The sequence below is a fragment of the Acinetobacter sp. AR2-3 genome, assembly GCF_001878775.1.
Classification (GTDB): Bacteria; Pseudomonadota; Gammaproteobacteria; order Pseudomonadales; family Moraxellaceae; genus Acinetobacter; species Acinetobacter lwoffii_D.
The window spans coordinates 39,359-61,109 of record NZ_MJIQ01000023.1 but is presented as its reverse complement, the minus strand read 5'-3'; the positions used below and the strand labels follow the sequence as shown (position 1 = coordinate 61,109).

Annotated in this window: 17 protein-coding genes and 1 pseudogene; 10 read left to right on the top strand and 8 right to left on the bottom strand. The window is 44.8% G+C overall.

The window, feature by feature from the left end:
* Positions 1–65: 65 nt before the first annotated feature.
* Positions 66–848 carry a sulfite exporter TauE/SafE family protein gene (locus BFN00_RS02505; RefSeq protein WP_071850361.1) on the top strand — a complete coding sequence of 261 codons (783 nt, stop codon included), beginning with the start codon at positions 66–68 and terminating at the stop codon, positions 846–848.
* 168 nt (positions 849–1,016) lie between these two features.
* On the opposite strand, the pseudogene BFN00_RS02500 reads toward BFN00_RS02505, so the two are convergent.
* Positions 1,017–1,547 (bottom strand): annotated as a pseudogene (locus BFN00_RS02500) (transposase); the annotation flags it as partial.
* A gap of 219 nt (positions 1,548–1,766) precedes the next feature.
* Here BFN00_RS02500 and BFN00_RS02495 point away from each other — a divergent pair.
* Positions 1,767–2,804: a metallophosphoesterase gene (locus BFN00_RS02495; RefSeq protein WP_071850360.1), complete on the top strand. Its 1,038-nt coding sequence runs from the start codon at positions 1,767–1,769 to the stop codon at positions 2,802–2,804.
* Between the two features lie 66 nt (positions 2,805–2,870).
* Here the strand turns inward: BFN00_RS02495 and BFN00_RS02490 are convergent, their stop codons facing one another.
* On the bottom strand, positions 2,871–3,293 hold the full coding sequence (locus BFN00_RS02490) for an OsmC family protein (RefSeq protein WP_004280142.1): 423 nt from the start codon (positions 3,291–3,293) through the stop codon (positions 2,871–2,873).
* Positions 3,294–3,440: 147 nt separating this feature from the next.
* On the opposite strand from BFN00_RS02490, the gene crp reads away from it, so the two are divergent.
* The 4 genes from crp to clpB all read left to right on the top strand — a co-directional run bounded on the left by crp (position 3,441) and on the right by clpB (position 8,710).
* Positions 3,441–4,148 carry a cAMP-activated global transcriptional regulator CRP gene (gene crp, locus BFN00_RS02485; RefSeq protein WP_004730006.1) on the top strand — a complete coding sequence of 236 codons (708 nt, stop codon included), beginning with the start codon at positions 3,441–3,443 and terminating at the stop codon, positions 4,146–4,148.
* 172 nt (positions 4,149–4,320) lie between these two features.
* The gene (locus BFN00_RS02480) at positions 4,321–5,370 is read left to right on the top strand and encodes an NADP(H)-dependent aldo-keto reductase (RefSeq protein WP_071850359.1); all 1,050 of its coding nucleotides are present in this window, start codon (positions 4,321–4,323) and stop codon (positions 5,368–5,370) included.
* Between the two features lie 143 nt (positions 5,371–5,513).
* Positions 5,514–5,879, top strand: coding sequence for an antitoxin Xre/MbcA/ParS toxin-binding domain-containing protein (locus BFN00_RS02475; protein ID WP_004646580.1), 366 nt, complete (start codon positions 5,514–5,516; stop codon positions 5,877–5,879).
* Positions 5,880–6,130: 251 nt separating this feature from the next.
* Positions 6,131–8,710: an ATP-dependent chaperone ClpB gene (gene clpB / locus BFN00_RS02470; RefSeq protein ID WP_004646581.1), complete on the top strand. Its 2,580-nt coding sequence runs from the start codon at positions 6,131–6,133 to the stop codon at positions 8,708–8,710.
* Positions 8,711–8,895: 185 nt separating this feature from the next.
* Here the strand turns inward: clpB and rlmKL are convergent, their stop codons facing one another.
* The gene (gene rlmKL / locus BFN00_RS02465; protein ID WP_071850358.1) at positions 8,896–11,100 is read right to left on the bottom strand and encodes a bifunctional 23S rRNA (guanine(2069)-N(7))-methyltransferase RlmK/23S rRNA (guanine(2445)-N(2))-methyltransferase RlmL; all 2,205 of its coding nucleotides are present in this window, start codon (positions 11,098–11,100) and stop codon (positions 8,896–8,898) included.
* A gap of 232 nt (positions 11,101–11,332) precedes the next feature.
* Here rlmKL and BFN00_RS02460 point away from each other — a divergent pair, with 232 nt between their 5' ends.
* The 4 genes from BFN00_RS02460 (at position 11,333) to BFN00_RS02445 (ending at position 15,838) form a co-directional block, all read left to right on the top strand.
* Positions 11,333–11,677, top strand: coding sequence for a hypothetical protein (locus tag BFN00_RS02460; protein ID WP_004280135.1), 345 nt, complete (start codon positions 11,333–11,335; stop codon positions 11,675–11,677).
* 224 nt (positions 11,678–11,901) lie between these two features.
* On the top strand, positions 11,902–12,918 hold the full coding sequence (locus BFN00_RS02455) for an aspartate carbamoyltransferase catalytic subunit (RefSeq protein ID WP_004730000.1): 1,017 nt from the start codon (positions 11,902–11,904) through the stop codon (positions 12,916–12,918).
* 10 nt (positions 12,919–12,928) lie between these two features.
* Positions 12,929–14,164, top strand: a complete 1,236-nt coding sequence (locus BFN00_RS02450; protein WP_071850357.1) for a dihydroorotase — start codon at positions 12,929–12,931, stop codon at positions 14,162–14,164.
* A 183-nt stretch (positions 14,165–14,347) separates the two neighbouring features.
* Complete coding sequence (locus tag BFN00_RS02445) at positions 14,348–15,838, top strand: OmpA family protein (RefSeq protein ID WP_082180541.1); 1,491 nt, start codon at positions 14,348–14,350, stop codon at positions 15,836–15,838.
* A gap of 54 nt (positions 15,839–15,892) precedes the next feature.
* Here the strand turns inward: BFN00_RS02445 and BFN00_RS02440 are convergent, their stop codons facing one another.
* The 5 genes from BFN00_RS02440 to BFN00_RS02420 all read right to left on the bottom strand — a co-directional run bounded on the left by BFN00_RS02440 (position 15,893) and on the right by BFN00_RS02420 (position 21,736).
* Positions 15,893–17,305: a short-chain fatty acid transporter gene (locus BFN00_RS02440; protein WP_071850356.1), complete on the bottom strand. Its 1,413-nt coding sequence runs from the start codon at positions 17,303–17,305 to the stop codon at positions 15,893–15,895.
* A gap of 98 nt (positions 17,306–17,403) precedes the next feature.
* Positions 17,404–18,042 (bottom strand): CoA transferase subunit B, encoded by a 639-nt coding sequence (locus BFN00_RS02435; RefSeq protein ID WP_071850355.1) that lies wholly within the window; start codon positions 18,040–18,042, stop codon positions 17,404–17,406.
* Positions 18,043–18,044: 2 nt separating this feature from the next.
* Positions 18,045–18,749, bottom strand: coding sequence for a CoA transferase subunit A (locus tag BFN00_RS02430; RefSeq protein ID WP_071850354.1), 705 nt, complete (start codon positions 18,747–18,749; stop codon positions 18,045–18,047).
* A gap of 93 nt (positions 18,750–18,842) precedes the next feature.
* A complete protein-coding gene (locus BFN00_RS02425; protein ID WP_071850353.1) occupies positions 18,843–19,745 on the bottom strand; it encodes a hydroxymethylglutaryl-CoA lyase in 903 nt (300 codons plus the stop codon).
* Entirely contained in the window at positions 19,742–21,736 is a 1,995-nt protein-coding gene (locus tag BFN00_RS02420) for an acetyl/propionyl/methylcrotonyl-CoA carboxylase subunit alpha (RefSeq protein ID WP_071850352.1), read from the bottom strand. The genes BFN00_RS02425 and BFN00_RS02420 overlap by 4 nt, the downstream gene beginning before the upstream one ends.
* Between the last annotated feature and the right edge of the window lie 15 nt (positions 21,737–21,751).

Sequence of the window (21,751 nt, the reverse complement as noted above, 5' to 3'; positions counted from 1 at the left end):
TGTGTCGTGATTCAACAAAAAGTTCAACCTTTATTGAATCATTTTTGTGGATAAGGGAGAGGGCGATGTGGGCATTAATACTTGAAGGGCTAGTTATCGGAGTGCTATTGGGTTTGACCGGTGCCGGTGGCGGTATTCTGGCTGTACCTGCACTGATGACGACCCAGGGTTGGACGGTGGCCCAGGCTGCGCCGGTGGGATTGCTTGCGGTCACGCTGTCGGCCTTGGTCGGAACGTTCGAGGGTTTGTTCAAGCGTATTGTACGTTATCGCGCTGCCCTCTGGATTGCTCTCATTAGTATTCCTACAGCGCGTTATGGCGTGCATCTGGCCGATATCGTTTCTCCGGTCTGGCTGACGCTGGCTTTCAGTCTGGTCATGCTGATCGTGGCTTACCGGATCTTTTTTAATAAAGTGACCGATCATGGCAATGCACCGTGCAAGGTCAATCAATCGACCGGTCGTCTGATCTGGAATGTCAAAACTGCTTCGTTCCTAGCAGGTATTGGTGTTGTGGCAGGTTTATTAACCGGTCTGTTGGGGGTGGGGGGTGGTTTTGTAATTGTTCCAGCCCTGCGTAAATTCACCGACCTTGATATGCGCAGTATCGTTGCGACTTCCCTGATGATTATTTTCCTGATTGGTGGGGTCAGTATTTCTGCACACGTGCTGGATGGCTTTCAATATCCTGTTTCGGTTACGCTGACCTTTGTCCTGGCCTGTATTGTCGGGATGTTAATTGGACGCAGTCTGATGCAGCGGATTGACAGTAACAAGGTACAGAAAATATTTGCCACTACCGTGGTTGGGGTGGCGATGTATTTAATCTATTCAGCGCTCATGGGCTAAATAGCCAGTTGGAAATTTAAACTCAAACGCTTTCAATCTACCTGAGCATCGTTTATACAAAATATAATTTTAATGGCCGAGGAAGAATGAAAATGATGAAAACTGCAGAGCAATTGATCCAGAATGCAAAAAGCCGGATTCAGGAAGTCAGCGTAAATGAACTGTTTGAAGCGATGCAAAACCATCAACCAATTGCTCAACCATTTTTATGTCAGCAACATGTCCATTCGATAAAGCAGAACAACTAATTTCACCAAATTGGTTCATCACGATATGTAATTTACAGCCATAAAACCAACCCATAGAACTTTTGCCACGTGATGCGATTTGGGCTAATGATTTATGGCATTGAATACGTTGATTTTTACAAACAGGTAGCGTTGTTGAATCAATCTATAAGTATTGTTTATCTTTGCCTTTCATCAAAGCTACATACAGGGCATGTAGTGCTAATTCATGCCTATTGATCAAGTGAATCATGCGTTGGCAGCAAGGCAAGTGCTTAAATAAAAAGCTTTTATCCAGCTTTAGCCATGTAAAAAAGGCTTTGAAATTATTGAAATGAGAACATTTGTACCAAATGGTGATAAAGCAGATTTCTGAAATTGTGAGCTGAGCATTTCTGATTCTTAGAGAATGATGACTTTGTTTGAGGAACTTCCAATAAGTTGCTTCAAATTTAAGAAAGAAATCATCAATTAAGCAGAATCGGTACTATTGAACATCAGGACTAGAGTTGTGAGTTTGGTTTGGTAACTCAACTGATGGCTCTAGTCCTCTTATTTTTCAAGTCAATTTCTTATCCGTGATTCGGGTTAAATTATTTAAATGATGATTCATTCTGTATTCAGATCTACATAAATTTAAAGCATACTCATAGGGATATATTCTGTTTTAGACTTAATTCAGGATGCATGAATGAAGTACTCATTTATACAGCAGGCTTTCACTGGCCCCGTGGATATCATAGGGGATATTCATGGTGAGATTGCCGCGCTGGAACAACTGATCCAAGTATTAGGCTATGACCGGAATGGTCATCATCCTGAACAGCGTAAACTGATTTTTGTTGGTGATCTGTGTGACCGGGGGCAAGACAGTGTTGCGGTGATCAAAAAGGTTAGGCAGTTGGTAGATGAAGGCTATGCACAATGTGTGATGGGTAATCATGAATTAAACTTGTTGACCGATACTTTACGGGAAGGCAATGGCTGGTTTTTTGGTTCGCCGCATCAGGATGATCTGAAACCTTTTGATTCGATCCAAGCCTCAATCAAAGATCGACAATGGATTCTGGATTTTTTAAATAGCTTACCGTTGGCCTTGGAGTCGGAGCAGCTGCGTGTTGTACATGCCTGTTGGCATCAAGGATCAATTGATCAATTACGCAATTCTGGTTTTACTTCGCTTGGCGAAGCCTATGCTGATTTCGTTCAACATACAGCGCTGGATCTGCAAGCCTTAGGTACTAATGAATTCATCCAGATAGAGCAGCAACGCTACCAACACCAGTTCAAAGACCCGGCTGCAACTTTACCTTTATTGCAACATCTCGCAGAAAAAGAGCTGCGTGAGCAAATGCACAATCCGATTCGGGTCATTACTTCTGGTGCGGAAAAAATCGCCTTAGAACCGATTTATGCCGGTGGAAGGTGGCGGATGATCGACCGCGTGCCATGGTGGGACAGCTATACCGACCAAATTCCAGTCATTACTGGACATTATTGGCGGAACTTTAAATCTACTGAAGAAAAAACCGGTTTACTCAAATCGATCGATGCACTGCAATGGTATGGACAGCAACAAAACGTATTTTGTGTGGATTATTCAGTGGGTAAACGCTATCTCGATCGTCAACAGGGTGTCGCGTTCAGACATCGACTCGGCGCCTTAAGATTTCCAGAAAATATCTTGAGCTTTGAAGATGGCAATCAGTATTCAGTTCAGCGGTTCTGAGAAAAGGCAATTTTCTGATACAAAAAAAGCAGCTTTTCCAGCCGCTTTTTTTACAGAATCTAGATTTTATTCTGCTTCGATTATTTCATAATCATGGGTGATTTCAACACCGCCATCAGACAGCATTTTGCTGGCAGAGCAATATTTTTCAGCAGAAAGTTCTACGGCTTTTGCGACCTGTTTCTCTTTAATCGCTTTGCCGGTCACTACAAAATGCAAGTGAATTTTCGTGAATACTGCCGGAATTGTATCTGCACGTTCAGCCTTTAATTCGCAGCGTACATCGGTAATATCCTGACGAGCCTTCTTTAAAATGGTAACAATATCAAAAGACGCACAACCGCCCAGACCCGTTAAAAGCAGTTCCATAGGACGGGGACCACGGTTTTCACCACCGTATTCAGCTGAACCATCCATGATAAGGCTATGACCACTTTGAGTTTTTGCTTCAAAAGCAACATTCTCTAACCAATGAACGCTTGTTTGCATTGCAACTACCTAAAAAAAGCTATAAATTTATCAAGTAACTGTACACTAACATAAATTGGGTTGATACGGAATTTCAATCCCACTGTGTGACAAGTTCACATTAGGTCTTGTGCGATCTATAAATTATCCATAATCGGAACTGTTAGCATGACTTCAAACTTTTCACAATTAAGCACTGATGCGCTTTCTCCGGGGCAATTACCAGAATCCGTGAAAGCACTGTTAAAACGTGCATATATTAATCGTTATCCAAAACGTACCACGATCATTGATGCAGGATCAGAATCTAAATCTTTATATTTAATTCTGAAGGGGTCTGTATCTATCATTCTTCGTGAAGATGATGATCGTGAAATTGTCGTGGCTTATTTAAATGCGGGTGACTTCTTTGGGGAAATGGGTCTATTCGAGGTTAATCCACAACGTACTGCGGAAGTTCGTACGCGTGATGTGTGTGAAATTGCCGAAATTACCTATGAAAACTTTCACGAAATCAGCAATCAATATCCTGATCTGAGCTATGCGGTATTTGCTCAATTAGTACGTCGTTTGAAAAATACCACACGTAAAGTCACTGATCTGGCATTTATTGATGTTTCAGGCCGGATTGCACGTTGCCTGATCGACCTGTCTTCACAGCCAGAAGCGATGATTTTGCCGAATGGCCGTCAGATTCGTATTACCCGTCAGGAAATTGGCCGTATTGTTGGCTGTTCCCGTGAAATGGTGGGTCGCGTACTGAAAACGCTAGAAGAGCAGGGCATGATCGAAACCGATGGTAAAGCCATCCTGATCTTTGATGCTTCACTAGAAGAAGCGTCTGAAGCAGTTGCAGATGGTGCCATAGACGAATAATCCAGATATTAAAAAGCAAATCTTCGGATTTGCTTTTTAATGCGTCATTACTTAATACATAAAAATTTAGAACAAGCTTCTCAGAAAAGATGATTTAAGCTCCCCTTATAATTCCGATAGGCTATAGCCCACTTGATCTCAATTCACTGAATAAAATTCACAGGATGTTTTTATGCAATTCAGACCGTTGGCGGATACCGGCATTCTTTTGCCAGAAATTTGTTTGGGCACCATGACCTTTGGTGAGCAGAACACGCAAGAACAGGCTTTTCAGCAACTGGATTATGCCTTAGATCAGGGACTGAATTTCTGGGATACTGCGGAAATGTACCCGGTACCGCCAAAACCTGAAACGCAGGGCGCCACCGAGCGCATGATTGGAAACTGGATCGCTGCCCATGGTGGCCGTGACAAACTTTTTTTAGCCTCAAAAATTGCCGGACCATCGCAAGGTGGTAGTCATATCCGGGATGGTCAAACCCGTTTTGTTGCCGATGAAATTTCAGCAGCAATAGACCAGTCATTGTCACGCCTGCAAACGGATTATATCGACCTGTATCAGTTACACTGGCCACAACGCCCCACCAATTTCTTTGGCAAGTTGGGTTATGGCAATGCTGAAGCGGCAGAAGACCGTGCCGTAACGGATCTGGAAGAAACCCTGACTGCCTTGCAGGATGAAATTAAAGAAGGCCGTATCCGTTATATCGGTCTTTCCAATGAAACCCCGTGGGGCACGATGAAATTTCTGCACCTCGCAGAGAAATTAGGTTTGTCCAAATTTGTCAGTGTACAAAACCCATATAACCTGCTGAACCGTACTTATGAAATCGGCATGTCAGAAATTGCCCATTATGAAGGTGTGGGCTTGTTGGCGTATTCACCTTTGGCATTTGGTTATCTGACCGGTAAATTCCGGCATGGTGCACGTCCTGCCAATGCGCGTGTAACACTGTTCTCCCGCTTTAGCCGTTATAGCAATCCGCAAAGTGAATGGGCAACCGAGCAATATGCCCAGCTGGCAGAACAGCATGGCTTAAGTCTTACCCAATTGGCTTTGGCCTTTATCAAGCAGCAGTTCTTTGTGACCAGTACCATTATCGGTGCGACCAATCTGGATCAGCTGAAAGAAAATATTCAGGCTTTTGAAGTCGACCTGTCTGAAGAAGTACTGAAAGGTATTGAAGATATTCACCGTCAACAGCCGAATCCGGCACCATAATCATGGTGTTGTTATTTTAAAGCACCCTCCAAGCGAGGGTGTTTTAATTTTATGAGAAATTAAATTTGATGATAAACAACATGGCCGGAAAACAATAAAAGCAGCATAATCGAAATAAGACGCATCAAGATGATTTGATAAAAATGAATAGTGAAACAGGTATTTCTAAATCCCAAGTATTAGCTATAGCAGTATTCAACTTAGCTGAGCAGTTGCAACTGAAAGAATTCGAACTTGCATTGATTCTGGGTTTATCTGAGGCGGAATTATCTCTGGTTATAAATGAAAAAGAATTAGAACCAGATACTACAGCAGGCGAAAAAGCTATAGCTTTAGTAAATATCTATCAAAAGTTATTTAGCTTGCATGGTGGAGACTTGAGCTGGATGCGCCATTTTATCAATTCACCTAACAAGCTTTTGAATCATCAAACGCCAAGATCCTTGATGCAAACAGAACATGGTTTGAGTGAAGTATTGCGATTACTAGGAAGGTTGCAACCGTACTAAAAATATCTCTCTATTCTCTACTAAGCTGAAAAATAGCAGAGTAAATTAAATAAAATATGAATTGTTTATCTTCACCTTAAAAATTCTTCTAACCTCACTTGAAATATGATTTGATTACACCAATATTATTATTAAAAACTGTCTAAATGTTTATATTAAGTTTTTGAAAAATATATAAAAATGATTTGAAATTTTATCAAGTGCACCCATATATCCATCAAGTAGAACATTTGTTGTGAGGAATAACAAGAATGCGTTTTGAAAAATTTACCAATCGCCTGCAGCAGATCCTTTCAGATGCACAAGTCTTCGCTATGAGCAAAGACCATACCGCAATTGAACCGATTCATCTTCTCCATGCAGTTTTAAAAGAAGCTTCTTATGCAAGCTTATTACAGCAAGCAGGTGCAAATTTAGTTGAGCTGCAAACGAAGCTACAACAAGCCCTCAATGATGCGGCAAAATTATCAAATCCGTCAGCGGACATTAATGTAAATCCTGAAGCTTATAAAGTACTGACATTAACGGAGAGTTATGCACAAAAAGCCGGAGATGAATTCGTTAGTGTTGATTGGTTGATTTTAGCACTGGCTGAAACAGGATCTACGCAAAAAATACTCAGTAGTGTCGGCGTAAAAGCAGATCTACTGAAACAGCTGATTAATCAAATCCGAGGCGATGAAAAAGTCATGAGCAACAATTATGAAGATCAGCGTGATTCACTGAATAAGTACACCATTGATTTAACTGAACGTGCGTTGGCAGGCAAGCTTGATCCTGTGATTGGCCGTGATGATGAAATCCGTCGTACTATTCAGGTCTTGTCACGCCGTACCAAAAATAACCCGGTACTTATCGGTGAGCCAGGGGTCGGTAAAACGGCGATTGTCGAAGGTCTGGCGCAGCGGATTATTAATGGTGAAGTGCCTGAAGGACTCAAAGGGAAGCGTGTTTTATCTCTAGATCTAGGTTCTTTGCTGGCTGGCGCCAAATACCGTGGTGAGTTTGAAGAGCGCTTAAAAGCGGTTCTGAAAGATATTGCCAAACACGAAGGTGAAATCATCCTGTTTATCGACGAGTTGCATACGCTGGTGGGTGCCGGTAAAGGTGATGGCGCGATGGATGCCGGTAACATGCTGAAACCTGCGTTGGCCCGTGGCGAGCTGCGCTGTGTCGGTGCGACCACACTGGATGAATATCGTCAGTATATTGAAAAAGATGCAGCGCTGGAACGTCGTTTCCAGAAAGTACTGGTCGATGAGCCAAGCGTGGAAGATACCATTGCGATTCTGCGTGGTCTGAAAGATCGCTATGCCACCCATCACGGGGTACAGATTCTGGATTCCGCGATTATTGCGGCGGCGAAAATGTCACATCGTTATATCACCGACCGTCAGTTGCCGGATAAAGCTATTGACCTGATTGATGAAGCAGCATCGCGCATCAAAATGGAACTCGATTCTAAACCAGAAGCACTGGATAAACTGGAACGCCGTCTGATTCAGTTAAAAATGCAGCTGGAAGCGGTGAAAAAAGATGAAGACTCAGGTGCCAAAGCTGAGATTCAATACTTGTCCGATCAGATCGCCACAGTTGAAAAAGAGTATCATGACCTGGAAGAAGTCTGGCGTGCAGATAAAGCGCTGGTTGAAGGCAATAAAGACGTACAGATCAAACTGGATCAGGCACGTACAGCACTTGAAAAAGCGCAACGTGAAGGTGATCTGGGCGAGGCCGCGCGTTTGCAATATGGCGTGATACCAGAGTTGCAAAAGCAGCTTGAACTGGCTGAAAAAGCCGATGAAAGCGCAACGCCAAAATTGCTGCGTAACAAAGTCACCGACAATGAAATTGCTGAAGTAGTGAGTGCTGCGACCGGTATTCCGGTTGCGAAAATGCTGCAAGGCGAGCGTGACAAATTGCTACATATGGAAGAATTCCTGCATAACCGTGTAGTAGGGCAAGATGAAGCCGTGGTGGCGGTATCCAATGCAGTACGCCGTTCACGTGCCGGTCTGTCAGATCCGAACCGTCCAAGTGGGTCATTCCTGTTCCTGGGGCCAACGGGTGTCGGTAAAACAGAATTGACCAAAGCCTTGGCGAATTTCCTGTTTGACAGCGACGATGCCATGGTGCGTATCGATATGTCAGAATTTATGGAAAAACATTCGGTCAGCCGTTTGGTTGGTGCGCCTCCGGGCTATGTCGGTTATGAAGAAGGTGGGGTGCTTACTGAAGCCGTACGTCGTAAACCGTATAGTGTGATCTTGTTTGATGAAGTCGAAAAAGCGCATCCGGACGTATTTAACATCTTGCTACAGGTACTGGATGATGGCCGTTTAACTGACTCGCAAGGCCGGGTAGTGGACTTTAAAAACTCTGTGATCGTCATGACTTCGAACCTGGGTTCGCAGGATGTACGTGAATTGGGCGGTAATGCCACAAAAGAAGAAGTCCGTACGGTGGTGATGAATGCGGTATCGGAACATTTCCGTCCAGAATTTATTAACCGTATTGATGAACTGGTAGTGTTCCATGCGCTGGAAAAAGACCAGATTCGCGGTATTGCCGATATCCAGTTGAACCGTTTACGTCAACGTCTGGCAGAACGTGATATGCGCTTGTCGGTAGATGACAGTGCTTTCGATCAGTTAATCGATGCTGGCTTTGATCCACTGTATGGTGCGCGCCCCCTGAAACGTGCAATCCAGCAGCGTATTGAAAATGGTCTGGCGCAGAAAATCCTGGGCGGAGAGTTCCAGCCGGGCGATACCATTCTGGTGAAAGCTGAAGCAGGTGAGTTAATCTTTGAAAAAATGAAACTTAACTAAACCACTTCTCCTTGCAACAAAAAACCCAGCCTAGGCTGGGTTTTTTTTAATCTTATTGTTAACTTCGAGCATTGCAACACTTTTGTATTCTTGTTGCGGCGAGCTTTAAAGCATGGCTTAAAACTCAGCTCAGGGAAAATAAAGAAGATATCAATCGTGATAAAGACAGTTAATTCATCATCAAATTACACTTGCGGATGACGGATTTTCCAGGCACGGTGAATCTTTTGATTCCGCTTGAAGTCAGGTCCAATGGTTTCCTGGGTAATTTCTTCAACATCAAAGAAGGCCAGAATTTCTTCATCCATCTCAAAACCACGATAGTTATTTGAGAAATACAAGGTACCATCAGTGGTTAAGCGGTTCATCGCACGTTTTAACAGGGACAAATGGTCGCGCTGTACGTCAAAGGTCCCGTAGAATTTCTTCGAGTTTGAGAAGGTTGGTGGGTCGATAAAGATCAGCTCATATTGCTCATGACCTTCTTTTAGCCATTCGAAACAGTCAGAGGCAAAGAACTGATGCTGTTCATCCGCATGATCCACGGTTAAGCCGTTCAGAACAAAATTTTCTTTAGACCAGTTCAAATAAGTATTCGACAGATCGACGCTGGTTGTACTTGCAGCACCACCCAAAGCAGCATGTAAACTTGCCGTTGAGGTATAGCTGTACAGGTTCAGGAAGTGTTTGCCTTTTGCTTCACGTGCAATACGTAAACGCATTTGACGGTGATCCAGAAACAGACCGGTATCCAGATAATCGGTCAGGTTGACCAGAATCTTGGCTTGACCTTCCTGAACGATAAAACGCTTGGATGCTGTACTTTGTTTGGTGTACTGGTTTTTACCTTCCTGACGTGCACGGGTCTTGATAAAGATCGCATCACGGCCCAAACCGGTCACGGCACGAATGGCCTGTAAGGCCAGGTTGAAACGTTTTTTGGCTTTTTCCGGATCAATAGTTTTAGGTGGCGCATATTCTTGTACATGCAAACGCTCGCCATACAGATCTACTGCGACGTTAAAATCAGGTAAATCTGCATCATAGAGACGTAAACAATGGATCTGTTCCTTGACTGCCCATTTTTTTAGAGCTTGCATATTTTTGGTCAGACGGTTGGCAAACTCCATCGCACCTTCAATCGGTTCAAACTGCTGAGGCTGCCAGCTTTCTAGGAATGGACGTACCACTGCGGCCGGTTTAACCGTACCGAAGCGGATATAGATCGGCAATTTACCATTCATCAAACGCAGGATTTGCGGATCATTGAACGCCAGCACATCGGCCTGTTCCACTTGGGAGGCAATCACAGCCGCTTTTTGATTCGGGAAATTCTTTTGCAATAAAGCCGATAAACCCAGGTATAAAGAACGGTTTTGCGCTTTATCGCCGAGACGTTCGCCATATGGCGGGTTGGTCACGAAGAATACTTTCTTGCCTTCTGCATGGAAATCAGGCCAGTCATTTAAAGTCCGTTCTTCGATCATGATATTGTCGAGAGCAGCTTCAAAACCCGCCGCGATAATATTTTGTCTGGTGGCTTTAACCGCTTCCCAGTCCGCATCGAAAGCATAGAATTGTGGTAATGGATTTTCCATTGCCGCTTGATGACGTTCAGCAGCTTCGGCCTTGATGCTCATCCACAGTTCATGGTCATGGCCATTCCAGCCATTAAAACCGAAACGACGGACCAGACCCGGTGCACGGTCGGTCAAAATCATTAGGGATTCAATAATAAAGGTACCTGAACCACACATTGGATCGACAATGATGTCCGGATTAATCTGTTTAAGCTGGCCTTTTTGCAGAATCGCAGCAGCCAGGTTTTCCTTAATCGGTGCATCAGTCATGAAACGGCGATAACCGCGTTTATGCAAAGAGTCACCAGACAGGTCGAGGCAGTAAGTATGTTCTTTCTTGCCTGCCAGAATATACATGGTGATTTCTGGCTGTTTGGTGTCAATGCTTGGACGTTTGCCTACCGCTTCCATAAAGGAATCTACGACACCATCTTTGGCACGTAAAGTCGCGAACTGGGTGTTGACCTTGATGTCACGCTCGACATGCAAACGAATCGCAAAGGTGCTTTGTGGTGCAAAAATCAGCGACCAGTCGAAGCTGAGAGCCCCTTCATAGAGTTCTTCTGCCACATCACGGGCATCATGAGAAAATTCAATTTCATGCGTGTGGATTGGCATCAAAACACGTGAAGCCAGACGTGACCACATGCAGATACGATAAGCATTTTCCAGTGTGCCTTTAAAGGTCAAACGGCCCGGAAAACGCTCAATATTCTGAACACCTAAGCCTTGTATTTCTTCTTCTAATAAGGTTTCCAGACCATCGGCACAGGTGACCCAATAATTGCTTAAACGTGGAGAGGTATTCATATAATAGAGAGACCAAAAAAGATAAATAAAAAACTGCGCTAAGTTTACCGTATTTTTATATTGAAAGCTTTTGAAATTCTCTGAAAGGCCGTGGCATGTGATAGAGAAAAATAATATTCACACTATAAATTGAGGAACTGGTACGCATTTTGCTCTATACATGGCAAATCAGGCGGTCAGTCGATGGGGAGCGATGGCTGCCTGATTTTTCAATTTTATAATGGGGGTTAAGATGTTAGAGAATCAGTTACGCAACCATGACGCTTTTTCAGTGGCCACTTTAATTTATGCACGTTTACGACGTGTTTCAGGTCGGGTAATTGATGCAATTTATCTGGCAGAGAACCTGGATTATGCCCGGCATGTGATTCAACTGGCAGAGCAAACCCAGGATCCAGATTTGAATCATCTGATCCAGCGCCTCAAAATGGTACTGGAGATTTCTGAAACAGCACAAGACTCACCAACAGAATCTGCACACCCAAGCCAGCAGGAAGGGCTGATCTCGGTCGAACCGGATGAAGACGATATCTATCGTGCACAGGTGTCACATCGTTATATTGGTGCACTGCGTTAAACCTGAGATGGGTGTGAATGCTCCAGACTGAAGCGCCCGTTGGTTTTGTACTTAAAATCAGCAAGATGCAAATCGGGTTAAATTATCTTATTGAAAAAATACAAAGGAATCTGATTTTTTATTTTTATTGTTCAGATGCTTTTTGTACAAGTAGCAGCATAGCCAACTATAAAAATTCGCCAATCTCTGTATAATATGTTGACTTAACGCATAAGGAATCTCTCATGCACTTGGCGGCATTGCATACACCGAGCCAGATTCAACTCAATAAAGAAGGTAATCTAAAACACTTCTTGACCATCGAAGGTCTTTCTAAAGAAACCCTGACAAAAATATTGGACACTGCACAGTCCTTTTTTAATGACCAAAATCAGCTGATCACCAATAATTTGCTCGAAGGCAAAACGGTGATGAACCTGTTCTTCGAAAATTCAACCCGTACCCGCACCACCTTTGAAGCCGCTGCCAAGCGCCTTTCTGCCAACGTTCTCAATATCGATATTGCCCGTTCGAGTACTTCCAAAGGTGAAACCCTACGTGATACGTTATGGAATCTGGAAGCCATGGCGGCCGATATTTTCGTGGTACGCCATTCATCTTCAGGGGCAGCACATTTTATTGCCAAAGATGTCTGTCCAACCGTGGCAATTATTAATGCCGGTGATGGCCGTCATGCGCATCCGACACAAGCGATGCTGGACATGCTGACCATTCGCCGTGAAACCAAGAAAAAATTCGAAGAAATGTCGATTGCAATTATTGGTGATATCAAGCATTCACGTGTCGCGCGTTCAGATGTGGCCGCCTTGCAAACTTTAGGCTGTCAGGATATCCGGGTGATTGCACCGAATACCTTGCTGCCATTGGGCTTTGAAGAATATGGTGATGGTGTTCGTCTATTTAATAATATGGAAGACGGCATCAAAGACTGCGACGTGATTATTACGCTTCGTATTCAGAACGAGCGGATTGATTCTCCAGCACTGGCCTCGCAAGCTGAGTTCTACAAAATGTATGGTTTGAATAAAGAACGTCTTGCCATGGCCAAACCGGATTGTATCGTGATGCATCCGGGACCAATGAACCGTGGGGTTGAAATCGACTCAAGTATTGCGGATGGCCCACAATCTGTGATTTTAAAGCAGGTGACCAATGGCATTGCAGTGCGTATGGCGGTGTTGGCTTTGTCGATGCAAGGCCAGTTACAAGAACAAGGTTTGATTGAAGCGATTGCGGGTTAAGGAATAAGTCATGACTATTGTAAAAATTGAAAATGTCCGTGTTCTTGATCCAATCCAAAACACTAATTCTATCCAGACCGTGTATCTGGAAAATGGAAAACTCGTTGCAGAAACAGCGGATGTCTCTGAAACGATAGATGGTCAAGGCAAATGGTTGATGCCAACCATGGTTGACCTGTGTGCGCGTTTACGTGAACCCGGTCAACAGCAACACGGTACACTTAAGTCTGAAGGGAAAGCGGCACGTGAAAATGGTATTTTGCACGTGTTTACGCCACCTGATTCAAAGCCAATCGTACAAGATAATGGTGCATTGATTCACGGCCTGGTTGAAAAAGCCATGCTGGATGGTGGTATCTATCTTCAAGTGATTGGTGCACAAACCCAAGGCTTAAATGGTCAACAACCGGCAAATATGGCGGGCTTGAAAAAGGGTGGTTGTACTGCGGTTTCCAATGCCAGTGCGCCGTTTGCCAATGATGATGTGGTATTACGTACACTTGAATATGCTGCAGGTTTAGACCTGACGGTGGTGTTCTATGCCGAAGAACCACAAATCGCCAAAGACGGCTGTGTGCATGAAGGTTTTATTGCATCACGTCAGGGCTTGCCGATGATTCCGGCACTGGCTGAAACCGTGGCGATTGCCAAATATCTGTTGATGATTGAATCAACCAAAGTACGAGCACACTTTGGTCTGTTGTCTTGCGGTGCATCAGTCGAATTGATCCGTATTGCCAAGGAAAAAGGCTTGCCAGTGACCTGTGATGTGGCCATGCATCAGTTACATCTGACCGATCATTTGATTGATGGATTTAATTCACTGGCACATGTACGTCCGCCGCTTCGTTCTGAACAGGACAAAGAATTATTGCGCCAAGGTGTGAAATCAGGCGTGATTGATGCGATCTGTACTCATCATGAACCACTAAGCAGCTCTGCGAAAATGGCGCCGTTTGCTGAAACGCAGCCAGGTTTCACTGCTTTTGATACCTATGTACCTTTTGGTCTGCAACTGATTCGTGAGGGATTGTTGACTCCACTGGAATGGGTGGAAAAAGTGACCTTAGCTCCGGCACGTGTTGCACAAATGGCAGATCGATGGATAAATGAATCAGGCTGGGTGTTGCTAGATCCGGAACTGGAATGGACCCTGAATAAAGAAAGTATCGTGTCACAAGGTAAAAATACCCCGTTAATTAATCAAAAAGTGCTGGGTAAAGTGGTTCAAACTTTTGCTGCTTAAGTGATCCCAATTTTATAAAAGTCAGCTTCGGCTGGCTTTTTTTTATTTTTTAAATTTTGTGTTGGTAAAATGAGTACTCAATAAAAATAGTGAAACTTTATGATATTCATACAATTATTTACATTTTAAAAAAATGGGGATCGTTACACTGATTAAATATTAAACATTAGAAAAATCAAAAGAATGGTGACGATTATGAATATAGACTTTATAGAACGCTTAAAAAGCGATGTTACGGCGATTGTGCTTCAAGGTGAAACCGAGCATTTATTTGCCAAAGATCAAGCTTTGGCTCAATTCTATCCCATCTTTTTAAGTATATTACGTTCACGTCCCGCCTGGATTGAAAATCTTGGTCAGCAACTCAATCCAAAAATCCATGAATTATTCAATGCAAACCCGGCACTCAAGCAGCAGTTTCTAAATCAACTCGATCAGAGCGCACCGCAAGACGAAATAGAACATACCTTGAACCGGTCAATTGTACCGACCATGAATTTTTTACAGACCGAAGCAGGTGCTTCGAGTCCGGAAGCGATTAGCCATTTGCTGGAAACCCACGCCGATTCGATTCAGCGTACATTACCCGTTTGGGCTGGCCCTATTCTGGCAGCGCTAGGAGTTTCACCCTTGGCAGGGCAGAATTTAAATCAGGAGCCTGTATTGGCGGAGCAGACCATCATTGTTCAGGAAGAGAGAAAAACCGGCTTTTTATGGCCGTTTATTATTTTTCTGATCTTAGCGGGTTTGATCCTGTTTCTGGTTCGTAGCTGCATGCAGGATGAGGTTGAAGATTCAAATACCCAAGCGACCAGTGAAGTTGCTGCAGCTCAGCCTGCATCCTTGCGATTAAGTACCGGCAGTAATGGCGAAATTGTCAGTTGCCAATTACAGCTGAATAATCCGCAGTATATGGAAATTCTACAAAATGAGATCAAACAGATCTTTAATTATAATATTGGTTGTGGTGCGCTGAGCAGTGAGGTTTATCATTCAGAATTTATTGATCAGGATACTATTCCGACTGTGTTGAGAACAATGCAGGGAATGCCAAATGTGTCACTTGACTGGATTGGCAATCAGGTTTCAGTGCGTGCAGCAACCAATGCAGAGGCCGAGCGTCTGGCAGCACAAATTCGTAGTCTGGCCAAAAATGTCACAGTGGTGACCCAGCAGCCGCTCAATAGAAGTGACGTGATTAATACCGCCAATAGTGAGGCAGAACAAGCCTTGGCCAGTATCAAGACCGATAATGTTAAAGCGCTGGATGTGGCGACTGCACTGAATTTACAGATCATTAATTTTGATACGGCATCGACTGAAGTTCCCGAGGTCAATAAATTGGTGCTGGATCAGGCTGCTGCATTATTGCAACGAGCACCGCATGTCATTCTGAAGGTTACAGGACATGCCGATGCTCAGGGTAGTGAAGCAGAAAATAAGGTGCTGTCTGTGCAACGAGCTCAAGCGATTACCAGTTATCTCGTTGGAAAAGGGGTCAATCCTGCACAGTTACAGGCAGTTGGCATGGGAGAGGATCAGCCGGTTGAACCCAATGCCACACCTGCCGGACAGTTTCAGAATCGTCGCGTGACCTTTGAGGTCGTGAATACCGAAACGGGAATTGTACGTGAAGTAGATGATGAAGGTATAGTTGAGAAGACAGGAAATTAAGAGAGCGGCCTAAATAAAAAAGGACGAATTTTCGTCCTTTTTTATTGTTTTGAATTAAGAAAATACCGGCGGGCTGTAGGTCAGCGTTCTTCCTAGGAACCAGAGCAGGAACAGTACCAAAGGCAGATGGAAAATCAGCTGGGTCACCGTGAATCCAATCACATCTTTAGCTTTCAGTTTCAGGATACCCAACATCGGCAACATAAAGAATGGATTAATCAGGTTGGGCAAGGCTTCTGCCGCATTATAAATCTGCACCGACCAGCCCAGATGCACTTTCAGGTCATGCGCAGCCTGCATCACATAGGGTGCTTCGATAATCCATTTGCCTCCACCGGATGGAATAAAGAAACCCAGAATCGCCGAGTATAAGCCCATCACAATGGCAAAGGTTTCCTGTGAGGCAATGGAAACAAAGAACTCGGCAATGTAATGTGACAAGGACAGATCGGCCGGGTTTAGCGCATTGGTCATCATAAAGGCAATACTGCCATACAGTGGAAACTGGATCAGTACCCCTGAAATAGCCGGAACGGCCTTTGAAACTGCATTCAGAAAATTTCGTGGTGTACCGTGCAAGGCCACGCCCAAAATCAGAAAGATAAAGTTATAGGTATTTAAGCTGGAAATGGCCAGAATCGGATTGCTTTTGGAAAATTCGTTAAACATCCAGACTGCGCCCAGAATCACAATCAGAATGCTTAAAATGGGTGAATTTTCCAGCCAATCCCCCGGTCTTTTTTCGGCAGATACTTCCGTTTTTTCTTCTTCAATCTGAATCGGGAAGTGTTCAATGGTTTTAATGTCAGAGCCTTTAGGAGCTGACCAGTAAGCAATTGCAATTGAAGCTACAATCAGTACCGCCGTCATGATCATAGACTGTGGCAAGAAAATAGTCTCAGTAAATGGAATCACGCCCGTCAGATTATAGATCGGTTCGAGTAAACTGCTTTTATTGGCCTGTAACTGTGCAGCAGAAGAACTGATGCCCAGCGCCCAGGTCGCACCCATTCCGATAATCGCAGCAGCCGCAGCAGCGCGGTAATCCATGTTAAGCTCTTTACGCTGTGCCAGTGCAATCACTAGGAGTGCAGTCAGTACAGTACTCATGGCCCAATTAATCAGAGAAATTAACAGGCTGACCGTGGCGACCAGGACAATCGCACCACGACCGGAATGTGGCAGGCGCGCCATTTTCTGGATCAGAAGCTGGACAGGCTTAGATACGGAAACCACATAACCGACCACGATCAGCATGCACATCTGCAAGGTAAAGGGAATCAGGCTCCAGAAGCCGTCTCCAAAGGAAATCGCGACATCCTGTGCGGGTGCACCAATTCCGATGGCGGCAATCGCCACAATGATGACGCCAAGCAGGGCAAAAATATAAGAATCCGGAAACCATTTTTCAGACCAGTCGCTGACGCGCAAGGCGAAGCGCTGCAAAATATTTTGTTGAGTTTGCATGATTAAAATCCATTTATTCTGCGATTATTATTTTGAAATGAAACGGCTATATATATAAAAAAGCCCTTAAGAAATTTTATTCTTAAGGGCTGGCTGGATTATGCAGCGTTACGTAGTAGCGCTACCCCAGTGACTTTTTGAATCTCTTCAAAACTGACCTCTGGTGCCAGTTCAATCAGTCGAATTCCATCAGGACTAACATCCAGTACACCGAGATCGGTAATAATCCGGTTCACCACAGCTTGACCAGTCAGCGGCAAGCTACACTGCGGTACAATTTTCGGTGTACCATCTTTGGCGCAGTGTTCCATCAAGACCACGACCTTTTGTACACCCGCGACCAGATCCATGGCACCGCCCATGCCTTTGACCTTTTTGCCTGGAATCATCCAGTTGGCCAGATCACCAGTTTCTGAAACTTCCATAGCACCCAGAATGGCAATATTGACATGACCGCCACGGATCATGGCAAAGGAGTCGGCACTTGAGAAAAATGAAGCACCTTTACGCGCGGTAACCGTCTGTTTGCCGGCATTGATCAGGTCGGCATCCACTGTCTCCGCAGTTGGAAATTCGCCAATCCCCAGCAGGCCATTTTCAGACTGCAGCCAGACATTGATATTTTCCGGAATATAATTTGCGACTAGAGTCGGCAAGCCAATTCCTAAATTGACATAGAAACCATCTTCAAGCTCTTGTGCCGCGCGCTGCGCCATTTCATTACGTGTCCAAGCCATGATCAAGCCTCCGCCTTTAAAGTCATCTGTTCAATACGTTTTTCGGGTTGAGTATTTAAGATAATCCGGTTCACATAAATGCCGGGTAGATGGATCTCGTCCGGATCTAGCGCACCAATCTCGACAATTTCTTCAACTTCAGCAATGGTGACTTTACCCGCCATGGCACAGACCGGATTAAAGTTCTGGGCGGTTTTACGGAAAATCAGGTTACCGGCTTTATCGGCCTTATAGGCGTTGACTAGCGCGACATCGGCAGTTAAGGATTCTTCCAGAATATAAGACTTGCCATTAAATTCACGGACATCCTTACCTTCAGCGATCACGGTTCCGACACCCGTGGCCGTATAAAAAGCCGGAATACCGGCACCGCCAGCACGTAATTTTTCTGCCAGTGTACCCTGTGGGGTCAGTTCAACTTCCAGTTCACCGTTTAAATATTGACGTTCAAACTCCTTGTTTTCACCCACATAAGATGAAATCATTTTTTTAATCTGTTTGGTTTCCAGCAGAAGTCCGAGACCGAAGCCGTCTACGCCGGCATTGTTGGAAATACAGGTGAGTTGCTTAGCACCTGTTTCTTTTAAAGCTGCGATCAAAGCTTCCGGAATACCGCATAAACCAAAACCACCAACGGCCAGGGTATGACCATCTTGCACCACATCCTTTAAGGCGGATTGAGCGCTGTCATAAACCTTGTTTGACATCTTGTCACCTCTATTATTGTTGTAGCAGACTTCAATCTGCTGCTTATATCCTTATGGCTTGCTTGAGAGCATTTTGCTCAAGCAAGCTTATTTTCAAGCACAGGCTTTTTGCCAATAGGCATTGGCATAATTGGATGGATTGTTGCGCTGTAAGACTTCACTGATATTACGGCTGGCCTGCATCAGGGCATCCAGCTGAATGCCAGTTTCAAAGCCCATCTTCGAGAGCAAGTAATACAGGTCTTCAGTTGAGACATTGCCGGAAGCGCCTTTGGCATAAGGGCAACCACCTAGGCCGGCAATGGATGAATCAAAGACCCGAATGCCTTGCAACAGCGACTGGTAGATATTGGCGATGGCCATGCCATAGGTATTGTGAAAATGTCCCGCCAGAACCTTGGTATCAAGTTCAGCCAGACAAGCCTCCCAGACGTTTTTCACCCGGTCCGGTGTTGCTGTACCAATGGTTTCACCCAATGACACTTCGTAGCAGCCCATCTCCAGCAAACGCTGGGTGACTTTGACCACCTGCTTCGGATCAATGGCACCTTCATAAGGACAGTCCACCATGCAGGAAACATAACCACGTACCTTAATGTCATTGGCTTTGGCTGCTGCCATAACATCGGTAAATTTCTCGAAGCTTTCATCAATCGAGCAGTTGATGTTTTTGCGGGTAAAGCTTTCAGAAGCAGCGGTAAATACCGCCACTTCCTTGCAACCCACAGCCAGTGCAGATTCAAAACCTTTCAGATTTGGAGTTAACAAACTGAACTGAATATTCGGATCTTGGGGTAGGCTGGCAAAGAGCACATCACTGTCTGCCATTTGCGGTACCCATTTGGCTGAGACACAGGAACCGACTTCGATGGACTGCAGACCGGTTTTCATCAGGTCCAAAATCAGGTTTTTCCGGTCATCCAATGTCAAAGGTGTTTTTTCATTTTGCAGGCCATCGCGTGGTCCGACTTCTACGATTTTGACAAAATCCGTCATGCCACTTCCTCCGCCAGTGGCTGGAACTCGACCAGTTCATCACCAGCTTTGACTTGATCACCTTTCTGGAAATATGAACTTGCAATGATGCCGTCATGCGGTGCACGAATTGAATATTCGATCTTCATGGCTTCCAGCGTCATCAGTACATCATCTTTTTTGACTTTGTCATTGGCTGCCACGAGCACCTGGGTAATGACACCTGGCATTGGCGCGATCAGATTATTTTCCGTGCCTTGTTCATCCTGATTATTAAAATCAGACTTCAGGTAATTGAACTTATAGCTTTGACCATTCTGGAATAGGGTAATGCCTTGCTCAGTCTGGCTAAAAGCCAGTTTTTGCTGTTTACCCGCCAGTTGCAAGGCTAAAGTATGGGCATCGACGAGCTGACCCTGAATCTGAATTTGCTGACCGTTATAGCTGGTGACAAAACCTTGATCTTGGGCCTTGAACTGAATTTTCAGGTTAATGCCATTGCGTTGTAATTGCACTGTATGGCTATTTTGCTGATTCAGACGCCAGAATGCTTGCTGCTGCCACACCGGATTGCTTGGAATGGGATTCTGTGCTTGACGTGCCAGGAGTTCAATCAGTGCGGCACTGACCACCAGTTCGGCACTGATATCCGCAGAAGGTTTGAGCAGAGATTCTTCTTCACGCTGAATCAGGCCAGTATCTAAATGTGCATTTTTAAAAGAGTCACACAGCACCAAGCGATCTAGAAAAGCGATATTGTTACCCAGACCATCGACATGGAACTGACCCAGTGCATGATGCATTTGTGTCAAGGCTGCTTCACGATTTTTACCCCAGACAATCAGTTTGGCAATCATCGGATCATAATAGGTGCTGATTTCATCGCCTTCGACAATGCCACTATCCACACGGACATGGTCATTTTGCTCCGGATAATGCAGGTAGCTGATCTGACCAATCGCAGGAATAAAGCCTTTTTCCGGTTCTTCGGCATAAACACGGGCTTCGAGTGCATGTCCATGAATCTGCAATTCATGCTGCTGCTTCGGTAAAGGTTCACCAAAGGCCACGCGCAGTTGCCATTCCACCAGATCCTGTCCGGTAATCATTTCCGTCACTGGATGTTCAACCTGAAGACGGGTGTTCATTTCCATGAAGTAAGCTGTGCCGTCTTGCTCCACGATAAACTCGACTGTACCGGCACCGACATAGTTCACTGCACGCGCAGCATCGATTGCCGCCTGACGCATCGCCTCAAGTTTGTCTTCCGGCATTTTCGGTGCAGGCGCTTCTTCCAGCACTTTCTGGTGACGGCGCTGTACCGAGCAATCACGTTCGAACAGATGTACATAATTGCCGTGGGTATCACCAAACACCTGCACTTCAATATGACGTGGCTGAATCACATAGCGTTCAATCAGAACGTCTTCATTGCCAAAACTTGAACGTGCTTCACTTTTACAAGATGCCAGTGAACTCAGGAAATCTTCACTGCGTTCCACCAGACGCATGCCTTTACCGCCACCGCCGGCACTGGCTTTAATCAATACCGGATAACCAATATTGTCTGCCTGCTGTTTCAGGAAGTCGGCATCCTGATTGGTACCATGATAGCCGGGGGTTAAAGGCACACCGGCTTTTTCCATCAGGGCTTTAGAGGTGGCTTTCAGACCCATTGCCAGAATGGCATCGACTGGTGGGCCAATAAACACAATATTGTTGTCCTGACAGGCCAGGGCGAACTGGTCATTTTCAGACAGGAAACCATAACCTGGGTGAATTGCCTGAGCACCAGTGCTTTTGGCTGCCTGAATAATGTGATCAATCTGTAAATAACTTTGTGCAGCTGGCGATTCACCAATATAGATCGCTTCATCGGCCAGTTTGACATGTTGTGATAGTGCATCGGCATCGGAGTAGACGGCAACAGTAGCAATACCTAATTTCTTCGCTGTACGAATGACACGGCAGGCAATTTCACCACGGTTGGCAATTAAAATCTTTTCAAACATCGTAGGATCCTTCTT